The following is a 23,605-nucleotide window of genomic DNA, read 5'->3' as shown; positions in this document are numbered from 1 at the left end:
GCGCCTGCGCGCCCTTGCGCGAGACGACAAGCGGAACAATGCGAACGAAGAGCAGGTTGACCGATGGCAAAGCAGCGCGTGTTGGTGGTCGGCGGGGGATTGGCGGGGCTCGCGGCGGCGATGAAGCTGGCCGAGGCGGGCGTGCCGGTCGACCTGATGAGCCTCACTCCCGTGAAGCGCTCCCACAGCGTCTGCGCCCAGGGGGGGATCAACTCGGTCAACGAGCTCACCCGGCAGCAGGGGGACAACGAGTGGAAGCACTTTGACGACACGGTCTACGGCGGCGACTTTCTGCAGCATCAGCCGCCGGTCAAGGAAATGACCGAGTGGGCCCCGCGGATCATCGACCTGATGGATCGGTTGGGGGTCCCCTTCAATCGCACCCCCGAGGGCTTCCGCGACCAGCGCCGCTTCGGCGGCACGCTGTACAAGCGGACCGCGTTCGCCGGGGCCACCACCGGCCAACAGTTGCTGTACGCCCTCGACGAGCAGGTCCGCCGCTGGCATGCCGCGGGGATGGTGAGCATGTACGAGGGGTGGGATTTCCTCGCCCCGGTGATCGCCGAGGACGGTCGTTGCCGCGGGGCGATCGGCCAGAACATGATCACGATGGAAATTCGCGCCTTTCCGGCCGACGCGGTCGTGATGGCCGTCGGCGGGTGCGGTTTGATCTACGGCCGCAGCACGATGTCGATGGCGTGCACCGGCTCGGCGGCGGCCCGCGTCTGCAAGGCGGGGGGGCTGTACGGCAACGGCGAGTTCATCCAGGTCCACCCGACCGCCATCCCCGGCGCCGACAAGTGCCGCCTGATGAGCGAGTCGGCCCGCGGCGAAGGGGGCCGGGTGTGGGTCCCGCGCAAGCCGCACGATCCGCGCGCCCCGAAGCAAATCCCCGAGAGCGAGCGGTACTACTTCCTCGAAGAGCGGTACCCCAAGTACGGCAATCTCGTCCCCCGCGACATCGCCACGCGGGAGATCTTCGACGTCTGCGTCAACGACGGGCTGAGCGTCGAGAGCGACCGCCAGTGCGTTTATCTCGACCTGACTCACATCTCGCGAGCCGAACTTGATCGCAAGCTCGGGGGAATCCTGCACATTTACGAGAAGTTCCAAGGGGTCGACCCGCGGGACGAACCGATGAAGATCTTCCCCGCGGTCCACTACTCGATGGGAGGCCTGTGGGCCGACTACGAGCGGGCGGCGGACGGCGGGCTCGTTCCCGGTTCGCCGCGCAACCACCAGACGAACATCCCGGGGTTGTACGCCATCGGGGAGTGCGATTACCAGTACCACGGCGGCAATCGGCTGGGCGCCAACTCGCTGCTGTCGTGCATCTTCAGCGGGCTGTTCGTCGCCCCGTGCGTCGAGACGTTGCTGGGGTCGCTCCAGGACTCGGCCGGCGACGAGAAATACCAACAGCTTCTTCGCGGCGAACGGGCCAAACAGCAGATGGAGCACGACGCCCTGCTGAAGCGCGAGGGGGGCAAGGAGAACCCCTACCTCATCCACCAGCAACTCGGCGACGTGATGACCAAGGCCGCCACCGTGGTGCGCCGCAACGATCAACTGCGGGACGCGATTCGCCAAGTCGACGAACTGTGCGAGCGGGCGCAGCACTGCTCGCTGTCGGACACCGGCAACTGGACCAATCAGAACGTCCTGTTCACCAAGAGCCTGTTGGACATGTTCCCGCTGGCCAAGGCGATCCTCAAAGGGGCGCTCGCCCGCGACGAATGCCGGGGCGCCCACTACAAGCCCGACTTCGATATGCCGGGGATCAAGGCGACCGATCCCGCCGAGCGCAAGCGTCAGGCCGAGGCGTGGTGCGACGACTTCGAGGCGCGGACTCGCAAGTGGCTCAAGAGCACGATCGCCACGTTTGATCGCGACGGCGAGCCGACCCTGTCGTACGAGGACGTCGACACCTCGCTCATCCCCCCGCGGCCGCGGCTGTACGGGCTGGTGGGCGCCGAGGTGATCGAGGAGGCGTGGAAAGCCCGCGCCGCCAAGGCGAAGGAAGCGCAGCTCGCTGGAGCAGCCAAATAGCCGGGGCTTCGCGCTCGGCAATCAGCGACCCTCGGGCGTCGCTCGCGCGCGGTTCAACAGCCTGCTTCACGGTTCGGCTTGACGATGCCCGCAATCGCCGCGGCCATGAGGGCGCCTTCGACGACGAAGAAGATGATGTTCCCCGCGGCGTAGCGGAGCGAGTGCATCCACCACACGACGTCGCCGAGGTTCGCCCACACGGCGGCGATGATCCCGACCAGCAGCACGAACGCGAATCGCCGGCCGAAGGTCGGCAAGGCGCCGGCGGCGAGCGCCGTGAGCGTCGCGGTCAGCAGCGCGACCAGGGCCATGTGGGCGAACCCCAGCCCCAGCAGTTTTCCGTCCATCGCCGGCCCCCCCTCCTTGACGTAGGCGAGCTGGAACCGCGGCCCTTCGGCGGCTTGGCGTTCGACCTCCGCTGCGGCCTGCTGGTCGTTCATGTCGGCCGGGAACGGATAGACGTACATCCCCGTCACCATCTCCGAGGAGCGCATCACCGCGAGCAAATCGAGCTCGTTGGCCGCGGGGATCGCCTGGAGGGTCTGGGCGCCGGCGCCGATCACGACCCAATAGACGAATCCCCAAATGAACATGAGCACGGCGGAGACAATCGCCGCGGCAAAGACGCGAATCGGCATGGCAAGACTCCTGAAGCGACCGTTTCCCACGGCGTTCCGGTGCACGAACCTCGAAATCCGAAGCGGAAGCAGCGCGGCTACGCCCGCTCGCTCTTCACGGGGCGGATCGCGTTGAGAAACGCCTTCATCGACGGCCAGCGCTTCTCCGGCTCCGCCTCGATGCACTTGTGGATCGCCTCGGCGATCCGCGGCTCGATCCAGGGGCAGTGCTTCGCCAGCGGCGTCGGCTTCGATTGGCCATGGCTCATCGCCGCCAGACCGTCGCTGCCGCGCATCCAGGGGAGCTCGAACGAGAACATTTCGTACATCGACACGCCGAACGCGAAAATGTCGAGCCGCAGGTCGGTCGGTTTGCGGCGCACCACCTCGGGGGCCATGTAGTTGGGGGTCCCCGTGCGAATGCCCGGCTGCATGAACTCCTTGCGGGCCGGCACGGTGAGGCCGAAGTCGATCAGCTTGAGGCTCTTGGCGTCCTTCGTGCAGACGAAGTTCCGCGGACAGACGTCGCGGTGAATGAACCCCGCCTCATGAACGACCATCAGCGCCTCGCCCGCCTCGCGCACCAGTTCGAGCCGGTTGCCGTCCAGCAGGGGGCTCTTCGCCACGATGAGCGAGTTGAGCCCCGGGCCGTCGAGGAACTCCATGACGACGAACTGCTCGCCCTTGGTCGTCAGCCCGTGAGCCAGGGTCGTGACGATCCGCGGGTGATTGAACAACATCGAGACTTCGCCCTCGGTGGGCTTGTCGAGCCCGCGGAAGCGCATCTCCAGTTGGTCGGTCTTCGACTTGTCGAGGATTTTCAGACCGACGATCTGCTCGGTCTGGCGATCGCGAGCCATGTAGAAGTCGCTCATCGTCCCGGAGACCGCTTCGCGCAACAGCTCGAACCGCTTGGCGACGTCGACCTTGCCCCCTTCGATCAGCGATTTGAAGAATCCGCCGAGGCCCATGGCAATGGTCAGGGTGCGAGAGTGGGGAATTGCGAGAGAGCGAGGACCGATGCAACACGGCCTAACCTTACTGTAAGTGCCCGAGGTGTTGCGGGCAACCGACGTGCACCACGCAACCAGGGCCGATCCGTTGTCCCCGGGGCGCCATGCCCTCGTCCGCGTGGGCATGAGAAGCGTCGGGAACGCATGGCCACGACGGCGGACCGTCGAGGCCATGCCGCACGTCCGTTGGAACAACGGATCGGCCCTGGGACGCTCGAGCCGTCGCTACCGCTTGCCGCAGTAATCGATCACCCGCGCGATCTCGCTCTTGAGCTCCTTGCGGCGCACGATGCGATCGATGTAGCCGTGGGCCAGCAGGAACTCGCTCGTCTGGAAGCCTTCGGGGAGTTCAATGCGGATGGTGGCCTTGATCGTGCGCGGGCCGGCGAAGCCGATCAGGGCCTTCGGCTCGGCGAACGTGACGTCCCCCAGCGAGGCGAAGCTCGCGGCGACCCCCCCCATCGTCGGGTTAGTGAGAACCGAGATGAACAGTCCCCCGGCCGCGTCGTAGCGGGCCAGGGCGGCCGAGACCTTGGCCATTTGCATGAGCGAGTAGATCCCCTCGTGCATCCGCGCCCCGCCCCCCGAGCCGCTGACGATGATCAGCGGCAACCGCTGCTCGGTCGCCCGCTCGATGAGCCGGGCAAGCCGCTCGCCGACGACCCCCCCCATGCTCCCCATGATGAACGCCGAGTCGGTCACCGCGAACGCCACCCGGCGAGCGCGAATCATCCCGGCGCCGGTCAGGATCGCGTCCTTGAGCCCGGTGCGCTTCTGCTCGGAGATCAGCCGCTCGCTGTACTTCTTCTTGTCGGAGAAGCCCAGCGGATCGAGGGCCGTGAGGTCGGCGTCCCACTCCTCGAAGGTCCCCGCGTCGAGGACCGAGTTCACGCGATCGACCGCCCCGATGTACATGTGGAAATCGCACTCGGGGCAGCAGGAGAGGTTCTCCTGGCACGTCTTGCGATAGACCGTCGCGCCGCACCCCTCGCAGCGGAGCCACAACCCGCTGGGGACGCCGCGCTTCTCGCGGGGCGGCTTGGGGGGTTCGCTCATCGGCGCGGATTCGCTCATGGCGACGGCGGGGAGGGTCATGATGTGCACCGCCGACGGCGGCCCGATGTCGAAGTCAGCAGTATATCAACGCCCCCGCGGGGCAGCCATGGCGAGCCTCATGGCGCGCTTGTCGCCGGCAGGGCATGCCACAACGGTTCCCCCGCGGCGAGCGGGCGCCAAAGGTCGCAAATCTCCTCGCCGGACAGGACTCCCCGGGCGACGGTCGCCAGCGGGTCGGGGAGCACCAGGATCACGGCGCCGGTCTTGTGCTTCTTGACGAGTTTGGCGACCGCCGTGCGGATTCGCGCCTTGGCGTCCTGGAGCGTCTCCCCCTCGGGGGGACAAACGGCGCCCGGCTCCTCCTGCCATTTGCGGAACACCCGCGGCTGCTTGTCGCGCACGTCGCTGACCAGCAGGCCCTGCCACAGGCCCTGATCGAGGTTCTGCAGCTTCGCCAGTTGCTTCGGTTTGAGCCCGAGACGCGCGCCGAGGATCGCCGCAGTTTGAGCGGCGCAAGTGCAATCGCTCGCGTAGAGCGCCCCGATCGTCGCGACGGCGTCCTTCAGCTCAACTGCGGTCTGCTCGGCCTGGGCTCGGCCGTCTTCGCACAGCGGCACGTCGAGCGTCCCCTGAATCCGACCCTGCCGCTCGTACTCGGTCTGCCCCGAGCGCACCAACAGCAGGGTAAGCGTCGACGGCGACACGGCAGGAGTCGGAGAAAACATGGCTAGCGACGGGCTGGCTGACGCAGGGAACGATCGTCAGGGAAAAAATTGGAACGGGACGTGGACGAACGCGGTTGAGCGGACAAGCGAAGACGCTGGGATGCTGGAAGGCTTGCCGTTCACATCGCTCCGGCAAGTTGATTCAGGCGGGCGAGGCTCTCGGCGTAGGGTGCGGCGGCTTTGAAGATCGCAGAACCGACGACCAGCATCGTCGCCCCTGCGGCTGTGCAACGGGCGATCGTGCCGGCGTTGACCCCGCCGTCGATCTCCAAGAGCAACTCGGCGTCTCGCTCGTCGCGCAACTTCTCAAGCTTCTCGAGCGCAACGGGGTCGAACGGCTGAGCGCCGAACCCGGGGGGGACGCTCATCGCCAACACCATGTCGCACAACGGCAGCAGGTCGCGGATCGACTCCAGCGGCGTGGCCGGGTTGAGCGCGAGCCCCGCGGCGAGCCCTCGCCTGCGGATCGTCTCGAGGGCCCCGCGCGGGTTCTTCGCCTCGACGTGCACGGTGAGCAGATCCGCCCCCGCATCGGCGAACGCGTCGACGTAGTCGATCGGGTTGTCGATCATCAGATGGACGTCGAGCGGCAGTTCGCTCGCCTTGCGCACGGCGGCGATGATCGGCATGCCGTAGGTGATGTTGTCGACGAACACGCCGTCCATGACGTCGAGGTGGAGCGCCCGAGCGCCGGCTTCCTCGACCGCGCGGACCTCGCGCTCAAGATTCCCGAAGTCGCACAGAAGCAGCGACGGCAGGATCACCGGCGCGTGACGGCGAAGTTCAAGGACCCGATCGCGAGAGGACATGCAACGTCGGCGGGAAGGGGAGGCGGGGTCTCCGGACAGCCTGGCCAGCAGGTTCGGCAGGTCGCGATTTTACTCAAGCCGCAGCCGGGCACTAGGGCGCTGGCCGCATGGGGCGGGGTTAACCCGAACGTGCAATTCCACTTACGGCTCGCGACCGGTCTTGGTCCCCAACCGGCAGTGCGGCTGCTCGCCTCGCCCGCTGCTCAACAATCGTCCAGGTCCTCGCTCCGCGGCAAGTCGGCCGGCGCGGCGACGCGGAACGCTCGGTTGAACCGCTCGGTCGTGTGGTAGCGGGCCTCGACGGTCCCCTTGTCCGAACGGCCGCGCTCGACCCGAACCAACTCTCGCCGCACGAGCCCTGCGAGGATCGAGTGGCTGCGATGGCCGCGCAGGCGGTCGATGTCGTTGATCGTAATCCCCTGGCGATAAGCCACCAGCGACAGCACCTCGACCGCCGCGGGGGTGAGCCGGGCGGCACGGGTCTCGCCGCGGAGGCGGCGGCGCACGGAGGCGAACTCGTCCCGCAAGCGCATGCGGTACCCGCGCGACTCGCCGACGATTTCGTAGGGGGCGCCCGCCGCGGCGTAAGATTGGTTGAGCCCCGCGACGATCGCATCGACCTCGGCGGCGTCGACGCCGCGGATCGGGTCGGCAATCTCGCGAGCCGACAACGGGCTCCCGTCGGCTCGGCCGACGAACAACATCCCCTCGACGATCATCTGGGGGGTGGGGGGCGTCGCCTCGCCGTCGTCGATCACCAGCGTGCCGTCGCTCGCGGGGGGCGCCGTCGCGACCGCCGGTTGCCCCGCGGGGGCCCCCATCAATCGCGCAAAAGCCGACGACAGCCGCTCGATCGAAAACCGCGGCGCCGCGTCGTCGGCAGAAGCCTGGGGAGGATCCATAGCGGGATCATAAGTCGCGGCGCCGAAGCTCGAAATCCGAATCTCGCAGCTGAGTCGTTCTCCACGACTTGCGAGCGACCTCGGCGCGGTTCTCGCTCAGCAGGTCACAGTTCCGCTGGCGCCGCTAGCAGTTCGTCGGTGCGCTCCGCAACCGCGATCCGAGCCTCGGGAAGAATCGCCGCGAAGGACTCCGGCAACTCGGGCAGACGAACTCGCTGCATCACTTGGTTCAGCCGGAACACAAGCCGCTGGTCGTCGGCGTAGTCGAACAGGAACCTCAGTTCGCAAAACCGCGGAATGATTCGGCCGAGCTGCCCCGCATCGGCGCCGGCGAACTCGCTCACGCGGCGGGCGACCTCGCTCGGGTCGACCTCGGCGAGGCGGTCGTAGTAGCGGTCGAGCAGTTCCGGCTCGCGCTCGGCGAGCGCGGCGTCCAGCAGCAGTTCCACCAAGATGTGCCCGAGAAACTTCGGCCGCATGCCGTCGTCGTCCCGAGTGGCCAGCCGCACGGCCCGGGCGAGCTGCAATTCCAGCTCGGCGAACGCCCGGCTGTTGTGGAACCAGTCGTCGTCGGCATGGTGGCGGACGATCCCGCGGGCTAGGGCGGCGACCGCCGGTTCAGGGTGCTCGACGTACGGCGCCGCGGACCGCGATCGGCACCGCACCCGAGGCCGCGTCAGCGGCAGCCAGTCGGGCGCAGCCGCCCCGGCAATTTCATACGGATCGTCGGCGACGAACAGACTGTGAGCGAGGAAGTTCATCGGCAGCTAGCAGCAATCGGCGATTCAGCGATTCAGGGCGGGAAAGCGTCGGGCTCGACGCGCCGCGGGCAAATCGGTACTTACCCGGGCCGTTTCCGCTTGTGCATCCTACGCCAACCCGCTTGCCGTGACGACCGCCATGTTTGCCCTGCTGGCCGCCGAGGCCGTCGATCCGCTGAAGACGTCCGACGAGTTCAAACGGTGGAGCGCCGAGACGCTCGCCAAGTTTCGCGCGCTCGATTTCCGCCACCTGACGCAGGAGGAGTGGCTCCACATCGCCACGTATTACGGGCTGCGGATCGCCTTCGTGCTGGTGCTGATGTCGCTCGCCTGGACCTTGTCCGGCTGGGCCTCGGCGATCGTCTCGCGGGCGATGACCCGGGTCAAGTTCGACGAGACGCTCACCAAGTTCTTCGCCAAGCTGGTGCGGTGGCTGATCCTGCTGATCGTCGGGCTCACTTGCCTGAGCTACTTCGGCATCGAGACGACCAGCTTCGCCGCGGTGGTGGGCGCCTTCGGTCTGGCGATCGGTCTGGCGTTTCAGGGGACGCTGTCCAACTTCGCCGCGGGGGCGATGCTGCTGATCTTCCGCCCGTACAAGGTGGGCGACATCGTCAACGTCGCCGGGTACACGGCCAAGGTCTTCGAGATCGAGCTGTTCACCACCACGCTCGACACTCCCGACAATCGGCGGATCATCGTTCCCAACAGTTCCATCTTCGGCGCGGTGATCGAGAACATCACCTACCACAAGTCCCGGCGGGCCGACGTCGACGTGGGGATCAGCTACTTCGCCGACATCGACGAGACTCGCCGCGCCCTCGAATCGGCCGTCAAGAGCGTCCCGTTGGTCGAACTGCTGCCCGAGCCGAAGGTGGTCCTCCTGGGATTCGGGGCCTCGAGCGTCGACTGGCAGGTGCGCGGGTGGGTCAAGACCGACGCGTTCATCGACGGCAAGCAGGCCCTCGTCCGGGCGATCAAGCTGGAGCTCGACCGGGCCGGGATCTCGATCCCCTTCCCGCAGCTCGACGTCCATCTCAACCAACTCGACGCAGCGTAGCGCCGGTTCGTTCCCGCAGCGGCGCGAAGCTCGGCGAAGCGTTGTGCGCCCTCGCGCCTGTGCGCGAGGGCCGCTTCTCGGTACGGCCGGACGGTGTGCGGAAACGGGCGCGGAAAACGCGCACGGCACGGATTGAGCGCGCGGGGTTCTGGGCGGAGAATGGGGCTCGGCCGTTTGGCCCGCGACTTGCTTTCCTCGCCCCGCGTGCCGCCATGGACGTGATCAACCTTGCCGCCGCGCCGCCGTTCGCCACCAAGGACGGTTCGGAAATCCGCGAGCTGCTGGCGCACCGCAATTCGGCGATCCGCAACCAGAGCCTCGCCGAGGCCCGGTTGCCGCCGGGAGCCGCGACCGCGCCCCATGTTCACCCGCAATGCGAAGAGATTTACTACCTGCTGGAAGGACGCGGGCGGATGCAGATCGAAACAGAGACTCGCGACGTCGGCCCCGGCGACGCGATTGCGATTCTCCCCGGCCGACGGCACCAGATTACGAACATCGGCTCCGAGACGCTGCGGTTTCTCTGCTGCTGCGCCCCGGCGTACGAGCATGACGACACCGTGATGGTCGAGGACTGGCCATGAGTTCCGGCGCGCCGCGGGCGGGGACGCCGCGGCTCGCAACGTGTTCGCAGTTCAACAGTCAAACACCGCACATCCCACATTTCCGCGAGGCTCCGATGACCAAATTCCGCGTTGAACGCGACACGATGGGCGAGATGCAGGTCCCCGAAGATGCGCTGTACGGCGCGTCGACCGCCCGGGCCGTCGACAACTTTCCGGTCTCGTTCGAGCCGGTCCCCGCGACGGTGATCCATGCGTTCGGACTTCTCAAGGCGGCCTGCGCGATCGCCAATCGCGAACTGGGCAAGCTCGACGCCAAGCGGGCCGAGGCGATCGTCGCCGCCGCCCAGGACGTGGCCGCGGGCAAGTTCGACGTCCACTTCCCGGTCGACGTCTACCAGACCGGGTCGGGCACCTCGACCAACATGAACGCCAACGAGGTGATTGCGAACCTCGCTAACCAGCGGCTCGGGCTCGGGCTGGGGGCCAAGGGCTCCGACGGGGCGGTTCACCCCAACGATCACGTCAACATGGGCCAGTCCTCGAACGACACCTTCCCCGCGGCGATGCACATCGCGGGGGCGGTCCAGTTGCAGCAGGCCCTCGTCCCGGCGCTGAACCGACTCGCCGCGGCCCTCGACGAGAAGGCCTCCCAGTGGGATTCCGTGATCAAGATCGGCCGCACCCACCTGATGGACGCCACGCCGATCCGCGTGGGGCAGGTCTTTGGCGGGTACGCGGCCCAGGCCGGCTACGCGGCGACGCGAGCCGGCCGGGCGCTGGCGCGGCTGTTGGAGAACATGCCGATCGGCGGCACCGCGGTCGGCACGGGAATCAACACCCATCCGCAATTCGCCGAGAAGGTGTGCGCGGCCTTGTCAACGGATCTGGGGATCGAGTTCAAGGAGGCCGAGAACCACCCCGAGGCCCAGGCCGCCAAGGACTCGTTCGTCGCCGCACACGCCGAGCTGAAGACGATCGCCGTGTCGCTCACGAAGATCGCCAACGACATCCGCTGGCTGGGGAGCGGCCCGCGGTGCGGGATCTTCGAGCTGTTGCTCCCCGAGACGCAACCGGGCAGCTCGATCATGCCGGGCAAAGTGAACCCGGTCATCTGCGAATCGGTCATCCAGGTCGCCTGCCGCGTGATCGGCAACGACGCGGTGGTCACCACCTCGGGCTTGGGGGGCGTCGGCTCGCTGTTCGAGCTCAACGTCGCGATGCCGGTGATGATCGACGCCTTCGTCGAGTCGGTCAAGCTGCTGGCGAACGTCTCGAACGTGTTCGTCGACAAACTGCTCACGGGGCTCGTCTGCAACGCAGACCGCTGCGAAGCGCTGATCGACCAATCGCTGATGATGGTCACCAGCCTCGCCCCGGTGCTGGGCTACGAAAAGTGCGCCCAACTCGCCAAGCAGGCGTTCAAAGAGAACACGACGATCCGCCAACTCGTGCTCGCCGAAAAGCTGGTCCCCGAGGACAAGCTCAACGAACTGTTGGACCCGGCGTCGATGACGCGCCCGGCGTCATGAAGCGAACGCATCTTGTCTCGAAACCGATCAAGCAGCCAAGTAGCTTCCGATCTCTTCGGACGGAGTTCGGCTGGATCACACCGGACAACGGCGTACTCAACGGCGCCGCGCCCCCTTTGCAGAAACTTGTCGAGGGGGTCGGTCGCCGATACGATGTTGCCGTAACAGGAGTTCCGTCGAGGAGTGGAGCGGCGGCAGGCCTGTGCTAGACGTCTGCATGCCACATAATTCCTTCCTGTCAGGCGCTATGCGGCGCTGAGCCGTAGAATGCTTGTTATACCCGTGAGAAACACAATGTCGTTTCAACTTGCCCATCGACCTGCAATCGTAGCGTTATCATGCTTTCTCATCGGTTGCAACGCATCCACCACGCCACGCCCAGAACCGTCTGTTGCACCAACTACTGAATCATCCGTTTCGCCTACACAATCACAAGAGAATGCCATGGGCGGAGAAGAACCGACCGTCAAGGTCTATCTAAATCCGTTAATGACGTTGCTCGCTGGCAAGGAGCGACAGAAAGGCTCGCCTCTACCGAGGCGGAGGTACTTGCTGTTCGCGATTCCACTGTGTCTGTGCAAATGACCAAAGCTCAAGCCCGGAAATTCTACGAATCGCTCGACAGTCAGGTGCCCGTCCACCGGATGGATCCTGAACGCATATGGGAGGAGTGGCAAGAAATTCGAGACAAAATTGAATTCTAGTCTGCGCATCGCTTGTCAAGGTCAAAAGATTGTTGTCGAGAGGCGGCAACGTTGATCACAAGATCGGATGCGGTATAATAACGCGTTGGACGCGGAGCCGCCGATCGCGTCGTTCGTGAGGTCAATGTTGATCGGCGGCGGCCCGGTCAACGCCGCCGTTCGGTCACAAACATCATGGCGCGCCTCGGCATACTTCTGATCGCCAGTGTTATCGCCGGGTGCGGCCCGTCGCGAGCACCCGAGACGATAGCACCGCATTCGTCAATGTTGGCAAACGTTCAATCCATCATCGCTAAACAGCTCGGCCTAAAAGACGCAGACGTAATTCCAGAGATGACCTTTGGCGGCGTCGGTGCCGATGACCTTGATCTCGTTGAAATCACGATGGAAGTCGAGGATCGTTTTGGCATCACGATCAGTGAAGATGCGTTGGTAAGCGCCGCGGGAATACGAGACACTGACTCGCTGTGCGACCATTTGACGATCCGAAAGTTTGCCACAGTGGCGGAAGCGGCACCAAAACAGCCACAAGAAAGACCATCACCGGTCACCGATGACGGAACACTTCGCGAATCACAAGTTGGCGCATTTGGTGACCTCTCGAAGCTTCCTAATCCCAACGGACTTATGCTGGTGTTTGTCCCAAGCTTCGAGGAACTCACGCAGATTCAAGCACAACGTCTTGGCCGTGAACTTGACGACACCGAGATTGAAGCACTCCGTCAAAAGGCTGCCGTAATCGCGCTTCCGCAGGAGATGGCTGAGAAACTGAAACAGCAGAAATCCGAGCGCGACGCCAACAAGAGAGAGTGACCGAACAAAGCGGTGAACCCGAGCGGCGGATCGAGCGGGTTCTGAAATCAACGTTGCTTGGCCGCCGCCGGGTTACCTTGGTCGTTCGCTGGTGGAGGCGTCATGAACCGGGAATACCTTCTCGACAGCCTCGACGGGTTGAAGGCACTCGTTTTCCGCTTGTTGCCTGCAGAGGTTGCTGGCTCCATCGCCTGCGTTCCAATGACCACCGACGGGCCCTGGGCCGATGCCGAGAAGGCAGTTTTCGAGACCGCGATTGGGATTCCTGCCGACCGCACGTTCTGGAAACCCGGTGGCTTCGTGAATGTGCCCTCTTCCAATGACCCCGGCAAACGACAAAAGTGGGTCGCAGCGGTGGGGGCTATCAACCATCGCTTCTTGTTCCTGGATCCCGACACTGGTTTCTACACGCACCATAACGGCAAGTCCGAGAAGAAGATCCTGATCACCGAGCTTGCTGCAATGCTCTGCAATCGGCAGGCATTGATCGTTTACAGACATCAATACTGGCCGAACCCTAGGCTCAATGACGTTCCGCCGTCTGCGAATCCATACGTCTGGCATGGCTTGCGTATGCTGACGACTGCGGGCCTCGCAGCGTTTGCATATCAGTCACAGGCCGCAAGCTTCTTCTTTGTGTCGAAGAACCCGGATGGCATCCAGCCATTCCGAGCCGGTCTTCAGTTCGCATTCTCTGGGGTGTCGCCCGCTGTAATCGCGAGGCGGTTGGTTGGCTAGGCGTGCCGCCGCGAACCAGCCGTTGCACCTGGCCGCGGCGGCAGGACGGTTTTTCAGAGTTCAACGTCTTACCAGCCGCCGCAGCAGGTGAACGGGGTCGTTCCGCTTGCTGTGCGCCTTCACGCCCGCGCACAAGCTTTTTCGCCGCCGCCGCGACTCTGCCGCACCCTGCCGGGGCAGGGTATACTGGGCGATCTGCGCGCTTGCCGTCTCGTCCTCTTGCCGCCAGTCGTCTCGCATGAAGCCCATTCGTCGTTTGCTCGCCGCCAATCGCAGCGAGATCGCCATTCGCGTCTTCCGCAGCGCCCATGAGTTGGGCATTCGCACCGTGGCGATGTACTCGCACGAGGATCGGTACGCGCTCCATCGGTTCAAGGCGGACGAGGCGTACCCGATCGGCGAGCCGGGCAAGCCGTTGGCCGCGTATCTCGACGTCGAGCGGATCGTCGAGTTGGCCGTCGAGCGCGAGATCGACGCGATCCACCCGGGCTACGGCTTTTTGTCCGAGAACCCGCGGTTCGCGCGGGCCTGTCGCGCTCACGGGATCGCGTTCGTCGGCCCGCGGACCGAGCTGCTCGAACAGCTTGGCGACAAGCTGTCGGCGCGCCGCGTGGCGACCAAGGTCGGCGTCCCCGTGCTGGGGGGGAGCGACGCGCCGATCCGCGACGCGGCCGACGGGCTCAAGACGGCCGAGACGCTGAAGTTCCCCGTGATCCTCAAGGCGGCTCACGGCGGCGGGGGGCGCGGCATGCGGGTCGTCCCGCGGGCCGAGGACTTCGCCGACGCCTTCGAGGCGGCGCGGCGCGAGTCGCTCACGGCGTTCGGCAGCGACGAGATCTTCGTCGAAAAGTTCATCACCCGCGCCCGGCACATCGAGGTGCAGTTGCTGGGGGACGGCCACGGCAACCTGGTCCACCTGTTCGAGCGCGACTGCAGCGTGCAGCGCCGCCACCAGAAGGTGGTCGAGATCGCGCCCGCGCCCAACCTCGCTCCCGCGGTGCGGCAGAAGCTGTGCGACGCGGCGCTGGCGATCGGTCGCGAGGTGAGCTACGACAACGCCGGCACGGTCGAGTTCCTCCTCGACGCGGACACGAACGAAATCTACTTCATCGAGGTCAACCCGCGGATTCAGGTCGAACACACCGTCACCGAGGAGGTGACAGGGGTCGACGTGGTGCGATCGCAAATCCTGGTCGCCCAGGGAGAGCGGCTCGACGGCGAGGTCGTCGGCCTGCCCGCGCAGGAGGACATCGCGACGACCGGCTTCGCGATCCAGTGCCGCGTGACCACCGAAGACCCGGCCAACAAGTTCATGCCCGACTACGGCAAGCTGACCCATTATCGTTCGTCGGGCGGCATGGGGGTGCGGCTCGACGGGGGGACTGCGTTCTCCGGCGCCGTGGTCTTCCCGTTCTACGACTCGCTGCTGGTGAAGGTAAGCTGCTGGGGGCGCCAGTTCGTCGAGGCCGCGGGGCGCATGGAGCGCGTCCTGCAGGAGTTCCGCATCCGCGGCGTCAAGACGAACATCCCGTTCCTGGTGCGGTTGGTGACCGACCCCACGTTTCTGGCGGGGCAGTGCACGACGCGATTCATCGACGAGTCGCCGCAGTTGTTCGAGTTCCAGCCGCGGCGCGATCGGGCGACCAAGCTGATGCAGTACGTCGGCGATTGCATCGTCAACGGCAACCCAAGCGTCAAGGACGCCCCGGTCGCCAAGCGACGCGAGCCGGCCCAGGTCCCCGCGATCGACTCGGCTGCGCCGCTGCCGCGCGGCACGCGCGACCGGCTGAAGGAGTTGGGGGTCGAGAAGTTCTGCGCGTGGATTCGCGAGCAGAAGCCGCTGTTGTGGACCGACACGACGATGCGCGACGCCCACCAGTCGCTGCTGGCGACTCGGGTTCGCACGTACGACCTGCTGCAAATCGCCGACGCCTACGCCCATCACTGCGCCGATTTGTTCTCGCTGGAGATGTGGGGCGGGGCGACGTTCGACGTCTCGATGCGGTTTCTCAAGGAGTCTCCCTGGCAGCGGCTCGAGCAGCTGCGGACGCGGATTCCCAATATCCTGTTCCAGATGCTGCTCCGCGCGTCGAGCGCCATGGGGTACGCCAACTACCCCGACAACCTGGTCCGTGAGTGCGTCCGCGAGGCGGCCGCGGCGGGGATCGACGTGTTTCGCATCTTCGACGCCCTGAACTGGACCCCCAACATGCGGGTCGCCATGGAGGCGACGCGCGAGGCGGGCGCCGTGTGCGAGGCGGCCATCTGTTACACGGGCGACATCCTCGACCCTCGGCGCCCCAAGTACGACCTCAAGTACTACGTCGCCCTGGCCAAGGAGCTCAAGCAACTTGGCGCCAACATTCTGGCGATCAAAGACATGGCCGGGCTGTGCAAGCCGCACGCGGCGGCCGTATTGGTGAAAGCCCTGCGCGACGAGACGGGGCTGCCGATCCACTTCCACACCCACGACACGGGGGGCGTGCAGGCGGCGACGATCCTCAACGCCGCCGGCGCCGGGCTCGACGTCGCCGACGCCGCGATCGCCGCGATGTCGGGGGGAACCTCGCAACCGAATCTCAACACGCTGGTCGAGGGGCTGCGCCACACGCCTCGCGAGGGGTCGCTCCGCGGCGCGGCGCTCGACGAGATCAGCGAGTACTGGCGCGAGACCCGCGAATTCTACGCCGCGTTCGAGAGCCCCGTGCTCGCCGCGGGATCGGATTTGTACCAGCACGAAATGCCTGGGGGTCAATACACCAATTTGTTCCAGCAGGCCCAGTCGTTGGGGCTGTCGTCTCGCTGGCCCGAGGTGTGCCGGATGTACGCCGACGTGAACCGGTTGTTCGGCGACATCGTCAAGGTGACCCCCACCTCGAAGGCGGTGGGGGACATGGCCCTGTTCCTGGTGGCCAACGACCTAAGCTGCGACGAACTGATGGCCGGCAATCGCGAATTGGCGTTCCCGCGGTCGGTGCTCGACCTGTTGGGGGGCCGGATGGGGCAGGTCGAAGGGGGCTTCCCCCCCGAGGTCCGCGACCGGATCCTCCGCGGGGAGAAGCCGCTGGAGGGCCGGCCCGGCGAGAGCCTTCCCCCCGCCGACCTCGCAAAGACCCGCGCGTCGGTCGCCGCGCTCGTCGACCGCGAGCCGACCTCGCAAGACGTCGTCAGTTACTTGATGTACCCGCAAGTGTTCGAGCAGTTCGCCGAGCACCAGCGGCAGTTCGCCGACGTCAGCGTGTTGCCCACCCCGGTGTTCTTCCACGGCATGCAACCGGGCGAGGAGATCGCGGTCGACATCGAGCCGGGCAAGACGCTGATCTTCAAGTTCCTGACCGTGGGAGACGCCCATCACGACGGCACGCGGAGCGTCTTCTTCGAGCTCAACGGCCAGCCGCGCGAGGTGACGGTCCCCGACCATGCGCTCGAGGGGGACGTCGTCCAGCGGACCAAGGCCGACCCGAAGAACCCCAAGCACCTCGGCGCCGGCATGCCGGGGCTGGTGGTCGTCGTCGCCGCCCAGCCCGGCGACCGCGTCGTGGCGGGGCAGAAGCTGCTCACCCTGGAAGCGATGAAGATGGAAACCACCATCCTCGCCGAGGCCGAAGGCAAGGTGAAAGACGTTCACGTCGCCGCGGGGACGCAGGTCGAGACGGGGGATTTGCTGATCACGCTGGAGTGACGGGGCGACGACGGCTTCGACGCCCCCAGGCCAATCCCGCCGCGACGATCCCGAGGATCAGAGTCGCCGGTTCGGGCGCCACGGCGACGGACGCGATCGTCGCGGCGTCGCTCGACGACGCCAAAGCGGCGGAGATCGCCGCGTCGAGGGTCGCAAAGTCGGGCGGGGCTGCGCTCGCCTCGCGCTGCCAAGCGAGGAAGTCGCCGCCGTCGACCACGCCGGCGCCGAGGGCGTTCGAGTCGTCCAACGCCGCCGCCGCCGGCAGTCCGAAATCGCTCCCCCACTGCGTCAGGTCGCCGCGATCGACCTGCCCGTCGCGATTGCGATCGGCGAGCGTGGCGAGTCGGGCGACGGCCCGCACCTCGTACTTGAAGAAGTCGCAGCACGGGGGGCTCGTCTCGCCGCGCAGGTAGAGCCACCGGCCGACCGAGGCCGTGTACAGCTCGACCGGATGCCCGTCGTCGTTCGAGCCGGTGAAGCGGTAGACGTCGATCGGCAGCCCCAACGGCGCCAGCGTCCCGGAAAGGGTCGACAGCCCCAGTTCGCGATCGACGTTCAGCACGTACGCCAGAATCGGGTGCGACGCCCAGGCTTCAACGTCGTCGAACAACGCCTTGCGGACGATCGACGGCTCCGGGCCCGAGCCGTAGCCGTAATACGTGACGAAGTCGAACGAGCCGCGGATCGTGAAGTCGGTGACGAACCCGGCGAACCCGCCCGACTCGCGCAGCGTGCTGAGCGCCGGGACGAAGCGATAGGAGCGGAGAGCGTCCGGCCCGTCGCTTGCCTGGGCGGACGGGGGACAAACGACGGGGAGCGTCAGGAGCAACGGGGCGAACAACCGAGCGGCGTTCATGGCGGCGCCTCGTGAGAAGTCGTGGGGAGACGATGACGAGCAAGCGCCCCGTGGCGACGGCCCGGGCGCAGGGGCTCAGGTCGATAGGCCCGTTGGGGCGGGGCGTGTCACGCTCCTCTTTCCAAAAACCTACCCCCGGGATCGAGGATTGGGCAAGCATTGCCGGCAAACGGCCGGGCTACTCGGAAAGAGGGAGGTCGTCGTTGTCCTCAGCGGAACGGCGCACCGACTGGCGCGGCGCCCCCCGGAGACTGGTCGAATCCGAGCAGATTTCATGTGGTAATATATCGAAATATACCGATATGTTTTTCATCGCCCGGCGTGCTCGGTCGGGCCTCGGCCACGCTCTCCGACTGGAAAGACTCCCCCATGCGATCCTTGCTCTGTGCAATCTCGCTTGCTTTGCTGCTGGCGCCTTCGCTCGCGCGAGGCCAAGCCCCTGCCGGCCCGACGGGCTCGGCGACGGTCCGGCCCGTCGGGGAGGAGACCCGACGCGAGCCGCCCTTGTTTCGTCACGTCGACGTTCAACGCGCCTGGCAAGCGACCCGCACGACCGGACGACCGATGCTGGTGTTCGTCACCTCGAACAACTGCGCCTTCTGCAAGAAGATGGTTCGCGAAACGTTCGCCCACCCGCAGATTCGCGACAGCGTCGTCGGTTCAAGCGAACCGGTCGTGCTGAATGCGTCGCACGCGCCGGAGCTGGCGAAGCGCCTGGGGGTGCGGTCGTATCCGACGACGCTCGTGATCTCGTCCGACAGCCAATTGCTGCAGCGCATCGAAGGGTTCGTCGAGCCCCAGGAGTTCGCCGACCGGGTCTGGCCCGTGTTCGTCCAGACTGCCGCGGCGCGGCAGGCGGCGCTTGCCAACCCCGCGGCGACGATCGCCAATTGAATCCGCGATTCGGGGCAGGGCGTCCCGCCCTGTCGAAAACGGGAGCGAAGGTGCGGCAGATCACGATGTCCGGCGGGTTGCGGCTCCCGCGGTCGCAAGAAACTTCGCGCGGCGAGTATCATGGCGACTCGCGGTCCGACCAGCGAGCGACGCGGGCCCGTCCAGGCGATTTTTCCCAAGGCGACATCCCATGTCACGTTCGGCAGCTCTCGCAGCGGCGTTGATGGCGGCGGTCTGGGGTTCGGTCGTCTCCGCCGAAAACTGGCCCCGGTTTCGCGGCGACAACGGCGACGGGCGGAGCGAAGCGCCCGGGCTGCCGGTCGAGTGGACCGCGGACGATTACCTGTGGCGCGCGTCGTTGCCGGGGTTGGGACACAGCTCGCCGGTCGTGTGGGAGGGGCGGGTCTATCTCACGTCGGCCGATCCCGCGACGGGCGAGCAGATCGCCCTGTGTCTCGACGCAGCCGCCGGCGACGAAATCTGGCAGAAGCGCCGGCCCGCGGCCCCGCACCCGCAACACGCCACCAACAGCTTCGCGACTCCCACGCCGGCGGTCGACGCCGAGGCGATCTACTTGGCATGGAAGTCGGGGGACGACGTCCACTTGGCCGCGCTCGGGCACGACGGCGACGAGATTTGGGAGCACCGGGTCGCCCGACTGGCCGAGCGCCACGGCTACGGCACGTCGCCGGTGGTCGTGGGGGACGTCGTCGTGCTCGACAACCAGACCGCCGACGCCGCCGACAGCGAGGTGTTGGGCTTCGACCGCCGCACGGGTCTGGAACTGTGGCGCCTCCCGCGCTCGCCGGGCAAGACGACTTACGCCACCCCTTGCTTGCGCCGACACGACGAGCGAACGCTCGTGCTGGCCGTCAGCATGGGGGCGGGGGTCACGGCGCTTGACCCCGCGAGCGGCGAGGCGGTCTGGAACGCGCTCGCCGGCGATCTCCCCGATCGCTGCGTCAGCTCGCCCGTGCTGGCCGGCGATTTGGTCCTGGCCTCGTGCGGCTCGGGCAACAACGGCCTCCACCTGATCGCCGTCCGCTGCCCCGCGGGGACGGGCGAGCCGCAGGAGGTCTACCGCGTGAAGAAGGGAGTGCCGAACATCCCCACGCCGCTGGTCGTCGGCGATCTGGTCTTTCTGTGGCACGATCGGGGGACCGTGTCGTGCCTCGACGTCGCCACCGGCGAGCCGCATTGGACGCGGCGAGTCGGCGGCAACTTCCACAGTTCGCCGGTGCTCGTGGGCGACGCGATCTACGGAATCTCGCTCGACGGCCAGGTGCACGTCCTGGCGGCCGACCGCACGTACCGTCCGCTCGGCAAGACCGATCTGGGCGAGTCGGTGACCGCCACCCCGGCGGTGGCCGACGGACGACTCTACATCCGTTCTGAGCAGACGCTGTTCTGCCTGGGGCCGAAGCCGTAAGAGCAGTCGCCCAAAGTCCGCTTACGAGCGCGGACTCGTCGCGGCGATCTCAACCCGCGCCGGCAGGCGATCGACGATCACGCGGCCGTCGGCGTCGACCTCGGCCGGGGCGCCGCCGAGCGTCGCCCGCTCGACGCGACGGCCCGGCACGCTCAGCCGCAGCTTGCCGGCCGGCACGGGGCAGGTTCCGCTCAACTCGGCGACGAACCGCTCCGTGACTCCGTCCGTCTGGGCCAACGTGCACGACAATCGTCCGCCGTAGGTCGGCAAGTCGCGAAAACCGATCGCTTGCGGCGACAGCCACGCGGCCGGGACCCCGGCCAGCAGGACCGCCGCCCCGTCGTCCCGCTCGTACAGCAGCATCGTCCGCACCGAGTTGACGAAGTCGGACCCGCACCACGTGTGGGGCAAGTCGCCGAGGAACCGCGGGGTGCGCGGCTCGCGGTAGATCACCTCCGGCCACTGGTTCCACGCCGGCGGACGGCGATCGGCCATGAAGTACGCCAGCGTCTGTTCGACTCGCTCCGGCTGGTCGAGCAGCACGAAGCTGCCGATCGTGCGCATCTCGTATGGGGTGTAGTCGAACCACTCGAACGCGGGATCGTCGCGGCGGCTGACGAACCGCTCCCAGTACTTGTCGAACGTGCGGGTCAGGGCGTCCGCCGGCAGGCGATGCCGCTCGCCGCACGGCCAGAGCGCGACGGTCGTCGACGTCGCGTCAAAGTCTCCCAGCTCGACGCAGCCGGGAATGTAGTCGATGCGATGATCCGCTCTCGCCCAATGGATCGACTCGTACAGCGAGCGGGCGAAGTCCGCGGCAAGCGCCTGATATTGGACGCCTTGGGCCCGGTCGCCCTGCACGTGGGCCATCTCGGCGGCGTCCTTCAGCCCCTTGAGCGTGAAGAAGTCGTCCCAGTACGAATGCATCGGCTTGGCCGAGTACCCCTCGTGGCTGATCGACTCGGGCATGATCCCGTAGAACGCCCGCAGCTTGACGGGAGGCTTGCCCGGCTCTTGCCGCGTGAAGGCGCCGCTCGCGACGAACTCGCCCGTCATTCGCTGCAATCGCAACTGTTCGATGTACGCCACGGCTCGGCGCACGTGCGGCCAGTGGCGGCGCAGAAACTCTTCGTCCCCCGTAAAGCGGTAGACGTTCATCACCGCCATGACGTACTGGCCGTGGCTGTCGTTCTCGGGCACGGGGTCGGGGCCGCGCCGGTCGACGACGCACGGCACCTTGCCGTCGGCGAACTGGAAGTCGGCGTACCAGTCGACGAACTCCCGGGCCTCGCGCGTGAGCCCGAACCGCAACAGCGCCGCCGAGGTGAGCGACCCGTCGCGAATCCACGATCGTTCGTACGAACGCGAGCCAGGGTGAATCGCTCGTCCGTCCTGGTTGATCAGCACGTAGGCGAGCGTCGAACGAACCGCGTCGGCCACGTCGGCCGCCTCCGCGGGAAAGAGGAGCTCGACAGTCGAAACGGCCTGCCGCCAGCGGTCGATCGTCGCCTGCTGGCGCTCGCGGACGTGCCGCACCGGGTTCGCCGCGGCGAGCAATTCGTCAGCCAGTTCGCGAACGACCGCCCTCTCGGCGCCAAACGGCACGACCACGGCCCACGAGCGGCTTTCGCCGGGCGACAGGCGGAAGTCGTATTGCACCGCGGCCGACGCCCCGCGCTGCAAATCGGCGACCGCGGCGTGAGGCGGCATGGCGCCCGCGAACAGAAACTCGACTGCTTCCCCCTCGTCAAACGTCGCGGCTCCGCACGCGTCGGGCGTGGCGCCGAGCGCCGCCACCCGGCCGTCGATGCGCACCTCGCGCTTCGCGGCGTCGAGCTCGATTCGCTCGACCGGCGCCGCTCCCCCCGGCGTGTTGAGCCACTGGTACGGCGGGTTCACCTGAAACGGTCGCAGGGCGAGCAGCAAGGCGCCCTCGACCGGCGCATGGCTTGCGTTGGTCGCCGTGTACAGCAGCGTCAGCGCCGAACGTCCGGCCGCCCCGTCGGCCGCGGCCGTGACGCTCAGTCGCACGTCGTCGAATCGCTGCTCGACCGTCGGAACCGGCACGAACCCCGCGGCCAACGAGTGCGTCGTCTCGGCAGCGTCGGCCCACGTGAACAGCCGCCCCCCCAGCTTCACCAGCGGCTCGATCGAAAACGCCTGCTTGTCGACCTCGACCGCTCCGTCCTCCGAGACCAGCGCCTCATGTTCGTCGGCCGGGACGCCGACGATGGTCCAAAAGCCCCCCTCGCCTGCGATGGTGCGCGGGTACCGTCCGCGTGGCGCCCGGTCGGCGATTTCTCGCCAGAGCGAATTCGCATGCTGCGTCGTTTCCAGCGGCAGGACCTCGATCTCGCGAATTGCCGGCGGTTCGCCGCTCGCATCGGCGGAAAAAACGAGTCGCACCGCCCGCGCCTCGGCGTCGGGCAGCGACAAGAACTGCGGCCGCCCCGAGTTTGCGTCGACCGCGCGAACCTGCGTCCACGCGCTGCCGTCGTCCGACAGCTCGACCGCATAGCGGCGCGCGTACGCTGCTTCGTCCCAATGCACGACCAGTCCGCCGAACTCGCGCGGCTGGCCGAAGTCGATCGTCAAGCTCGGCTGAGGGTCGGCTGCCGCGGGGCGCCAGGCGGTTTCAGGCCGGCCGTCGAGCGCCGCCTGGGGGGGATGCTCCTCGGCGGCCGAGCTTGCCGCGGCGGTCGGCGTCCCGTCGTACGGCCGGGTCTCCGGAAGCGGCCGAAACGTCAAGTCCTCGAGCCACACCGTTCCGCGCCCCCCTTCGGCCGACGCGACGACGATCTCGAGCGCCGAGGCGTGCGAGAGCGGGGCGCTGGACGGTCCCCAGGCGAACTCGAAATGGCGGCGACGCGAGGCGAGCCGCACGGCCTCGCGGGGAAATTCGAACCCCCGCCGATTGACCCACCAGACGTTCTCGCCGCCAGGATCGACGAGCTTGACCTCAAGATTGTTCTTCGGCAAGTCGCCGCGCACCGAGAACGCCAGCTCAAAGTTCGCCGGCAGTTCGAGCGGTACGGCGCGGCGGACTCCGGCATAGCCCGCGCCGGTGACGAACTGAAAGTCGAGTCGCAACGCGGCGCCGGTTCCGTCGGCTTGCGGCTCGCTGCTCACGTGCAGATCGACGCCGTCGGCGGCCTGCACTTGCCAGCGCGCGGGATCGCTGAAGTCGTCGAGCACGGCGCGAGACTCGCCGCGCACGGCCGTCGGCAACGCCGCCAGGACCAGGGCCAGACGCCAACCGCTGACAAGAACTCGATGCATCGCGCGCGGGTTCCTCAAAGACGATCGAACGGCCTCGCTGACATCATGATTATGCAACTGCCAGCGCCCTGGAAACAAGGAACGCAGCCCGGGGCTCGATTCCAAGAAAACCAACACGGCGTGATC

At 66.8% G+C, this 23,605-nt stretch carries 18 protein-coding genes; 9 read left to right on the top strand and 9 right to left on the bottom strand.

The genetic code is table 11. From position 1 onward, the window contains the following. Positions 1 to 63 precede the first annotated feature (63 nt). Entirely contained in the window at positions 64 to 2,046 is a 1,983-nt protein-coding gene (gene sdhA, locus KF688_16725) for a succinate dehydrogenase flavoprotein subunit (protein MBX3427325.1), read from the top strand. Positions 2,047 to 2,099: 53 nt separating this feature from the next. On the opposite strand, the gene KF688_16720 is transcribed toward sdhA, so the two are convergent. The 7 genes from KF688_16720 to KF688_16690 form a co-directional block, all read right to left on the bottom strand. Then, on the bottom strand, positions 2,100 to 2,684 hold the full coding sequence (locus tag KF688_16720; GenBank protein ID MBX3427324.1) for a hypothetical protein: 585 nt from the start codon (positions 2,682 to 2,684) through the stop codon (positions 2,100 to 2,102). A 77-nt stretch (positions 2,685 to 2,761) separates the two neighbouring features. Beyond that, the gene (locus tag KF688_16715) at positions 2,762 to 3,634 is read right to left on the bottom strand and encodes a serine/threonine protein kinase (protein ID MBX3427323.1); all 873 of its coding nucleotides are present in this window, start codon (positions 3,632 to 3,634) and stop codon (positions 2,762 to 2,764) included. A gap of 267 nt (positions 3,635 to 3,901) precedes the next feature. After that, positions 3,902 to 4,750 (bottom strand): acetyl-CoA carboxylase, carboxyltransferase subunit beta, encoded by an 849-nt coding sequence (accD, locus tag KF688_16710; GenBank protein MBX3427322.1) that lies wholly within the window; start codon positions 4,748 to 4,750, stop codon positions 3,902 to 3,904. Positions 4,751 to 4,848: 98 nt separating this feature from the next. Continuing rightward, positions 4,849 to 5,457, bottom strand: coding sequence for a histidine phosphatase family protein (locus tag KF688_16705; GenBank protein ID MBX3427321.1), 609 nt, complete (start codon positions 5,455 to 5,457; stop codon positions 4,849 to 4,851). Between the two features lie 119 nt (positions 5,458 to 5,576). Further along, the gene (gene rpe, locus KF688_16700) at positions 5,577 to 6,266 is read right to left on the bottom strand and encodes a ribulose-phosphate 3-epimerase (GenBank protein ID MBX3427320.1); all 690 of its coding nucleotides are present in this window, start codon (positions 6,264 to 6,266) and stop codon (positions 5,577 to 5,579) included. 203 nt (positions 6,267 to 6,469) lie between these two features. After that, entirely contained in the window at positions 6,470 to 7,168 is a 699-nt protein-coding gene (locus KF688_16695) for an SMC-Scp complex subunit ScpB (protein ID MBX3427319.1), read from the bottom strand. A gap of 104 nt (positions 7,169 to 7,272) precedes the next feature. Then, positions 7,273 to 7,929, bottom strand: coding sequence for a hypothetical protein (locus KF688_16690; protein ID MBX3427318.1), 657 nt, complete (start codon positions 7,927 to 7,929; stop codon positions 7,273 to 7,275). A gap of 127 nt (positions 7,930 to 8,056) precedes the next feature. On the opposite strand from KF688_16690, the gene KF688_16685 reads away from it, so the two are divergent. From KF688_16685 to KF688_16660, 6 genes are all read left to right on the top strand, one after another. After that, complete coding sequence (locus tag KF688_16685; protein ID MBX3427317.1) at positions 8,057 to 8,989, top strand: mechanosensitive ion channel family protein; 933 nt, start codon at positions 8,057 to 8,059, stop codon at positions 8,987 to 8,989. A 212-nt stretch (positions 8,990 to 9,201) separates the two neighbouring features. Beyond that, entirely contained in the window at positions 9,202 to 9,573 is a 372-nt protein-coding gene (locus KF688_16680) for a cupin domain-containing protein (protein ID MBX3427316.1), read from the top strand. A 95-nt stretch (positions 9,574 to 9,668) separates the two neighbouring features. Then, positions 9,669 to 11,084, top strand: coding sequence for a class II fumarate hydratase (locus KF688_16675; protein MBX3427315.1), 1,416 nt, complete (start codon positions 9,669 to 9,671; stop codon positions 11,082 to 11,084). A gap of 878 nt (positions 11,085 to 11,962) precedes the next feature. Further along, positions 11,963 to 12,601: an acyl carrier protein gene (locus KF688_16670; protein MBX3427314.1), complete on the top strand. Its 639-nt coding sequence runs from the start codon at positions 11,963 to 11,965 to the stop codon at positions 12,599 to 12,601. A gap of 102 nt (positions 12,602 to 12,703) precedes the next feature. Then, entirely contained in the window at positions 12,704 to 13,339 is a 636-nt protein-coding gene (locus KF688_16665) for a hypothetical protein (protein MBX3427313.1), read from the top strand. A gap of 238 nt (positions 13,340 to 13,577) precedes the next feature. Further along, positions 13,578 to 17,021: a pyruvate carboxylase gene (locus tag KF688_16660; protein ID MBX3427312.1), complete on the top strand. Its 3,444-nt coding sequence runs from the start codon at positions 13,578 to 13,580 to the stop codon at positions 17,019 to 17,021. On the opposite strand, the gene KF688_16655 is transcribed toward KF688_16660, so the two are convergent. Beyond that, positions 17,008 to 17,877 carry a hypothetical protein gene (locus tag KF688_16655; protein MBX3427311.1) on the bottom strand — a complete coding sequence of 290 codons (870 nt, stop codon included), beginning with the start codon at positions 17,875 to 17,877 and terminating at the stop codon, positions 17,008 to 17,010. The two genes, KF688_16660 and KF688_16655, sit on opposite strands and share 14 nt — an antisense overlap. A 504-nt stretch (positions 17,878 to 18,381) precedes the next feature. Here KF688_16655 and KF688_16650 point away from each other — a divergent pair. Both KF688_16650 and KF688_16645 read left to right on the top strand, forming a co-directional pair. Continuing rightward, on the top strand, positions 18,382 to 18,771 hold the full coding sequence (locus KF688_16650; protein MBX3427310.1) for a thioredoxin family protein: 390 nt from the start codon (positions 18,382 to 18,384) through the stop codon (positions 18,769 to 18,771). Positions 18,772 to 18,961: 190 nt separating this feature from the next. Beyond that, the gene (locus KF688_16645) at positions 18,962 to 20,200 is read left to right on the top strand and encodes a PQQ-binding-like beta-propeller repeat protein (GenBank protein MBX3427309.1); all 1,239 of its coding nucleotides are present in this window, start codon (positions 18,962 to 18,964) and stop codon (positions 20,198 to 20,200) included. A gap of 21 nt (positions 20,201 to 20,221) precedes the next feature. Here KF688_16645 and KF688_16640 read toward each other — a convergent pair whose 3' ends face one another. After that, entirely contained in the window at positions 20,222 to 23,479 is a 3,258-nt protein-coding gene (locus KF688_16640; GenBank protein MBX3427308.1) for a discoidin domain-containing protein, read from the bottom strand. Positions 23,480 to 23,605: the final 126 nt, after the last annotated feature.

Source organism: Pirellulales bacterium (assembly GCA_019636345.1).
Classification (GTDB): Bacteria; Planctomycetota; Planctomycetia; order Pirellulales; family Lacipirellulaceae.
This window is presented reverse-complemented; position numbering and strand designations above follow the sequence as displayed.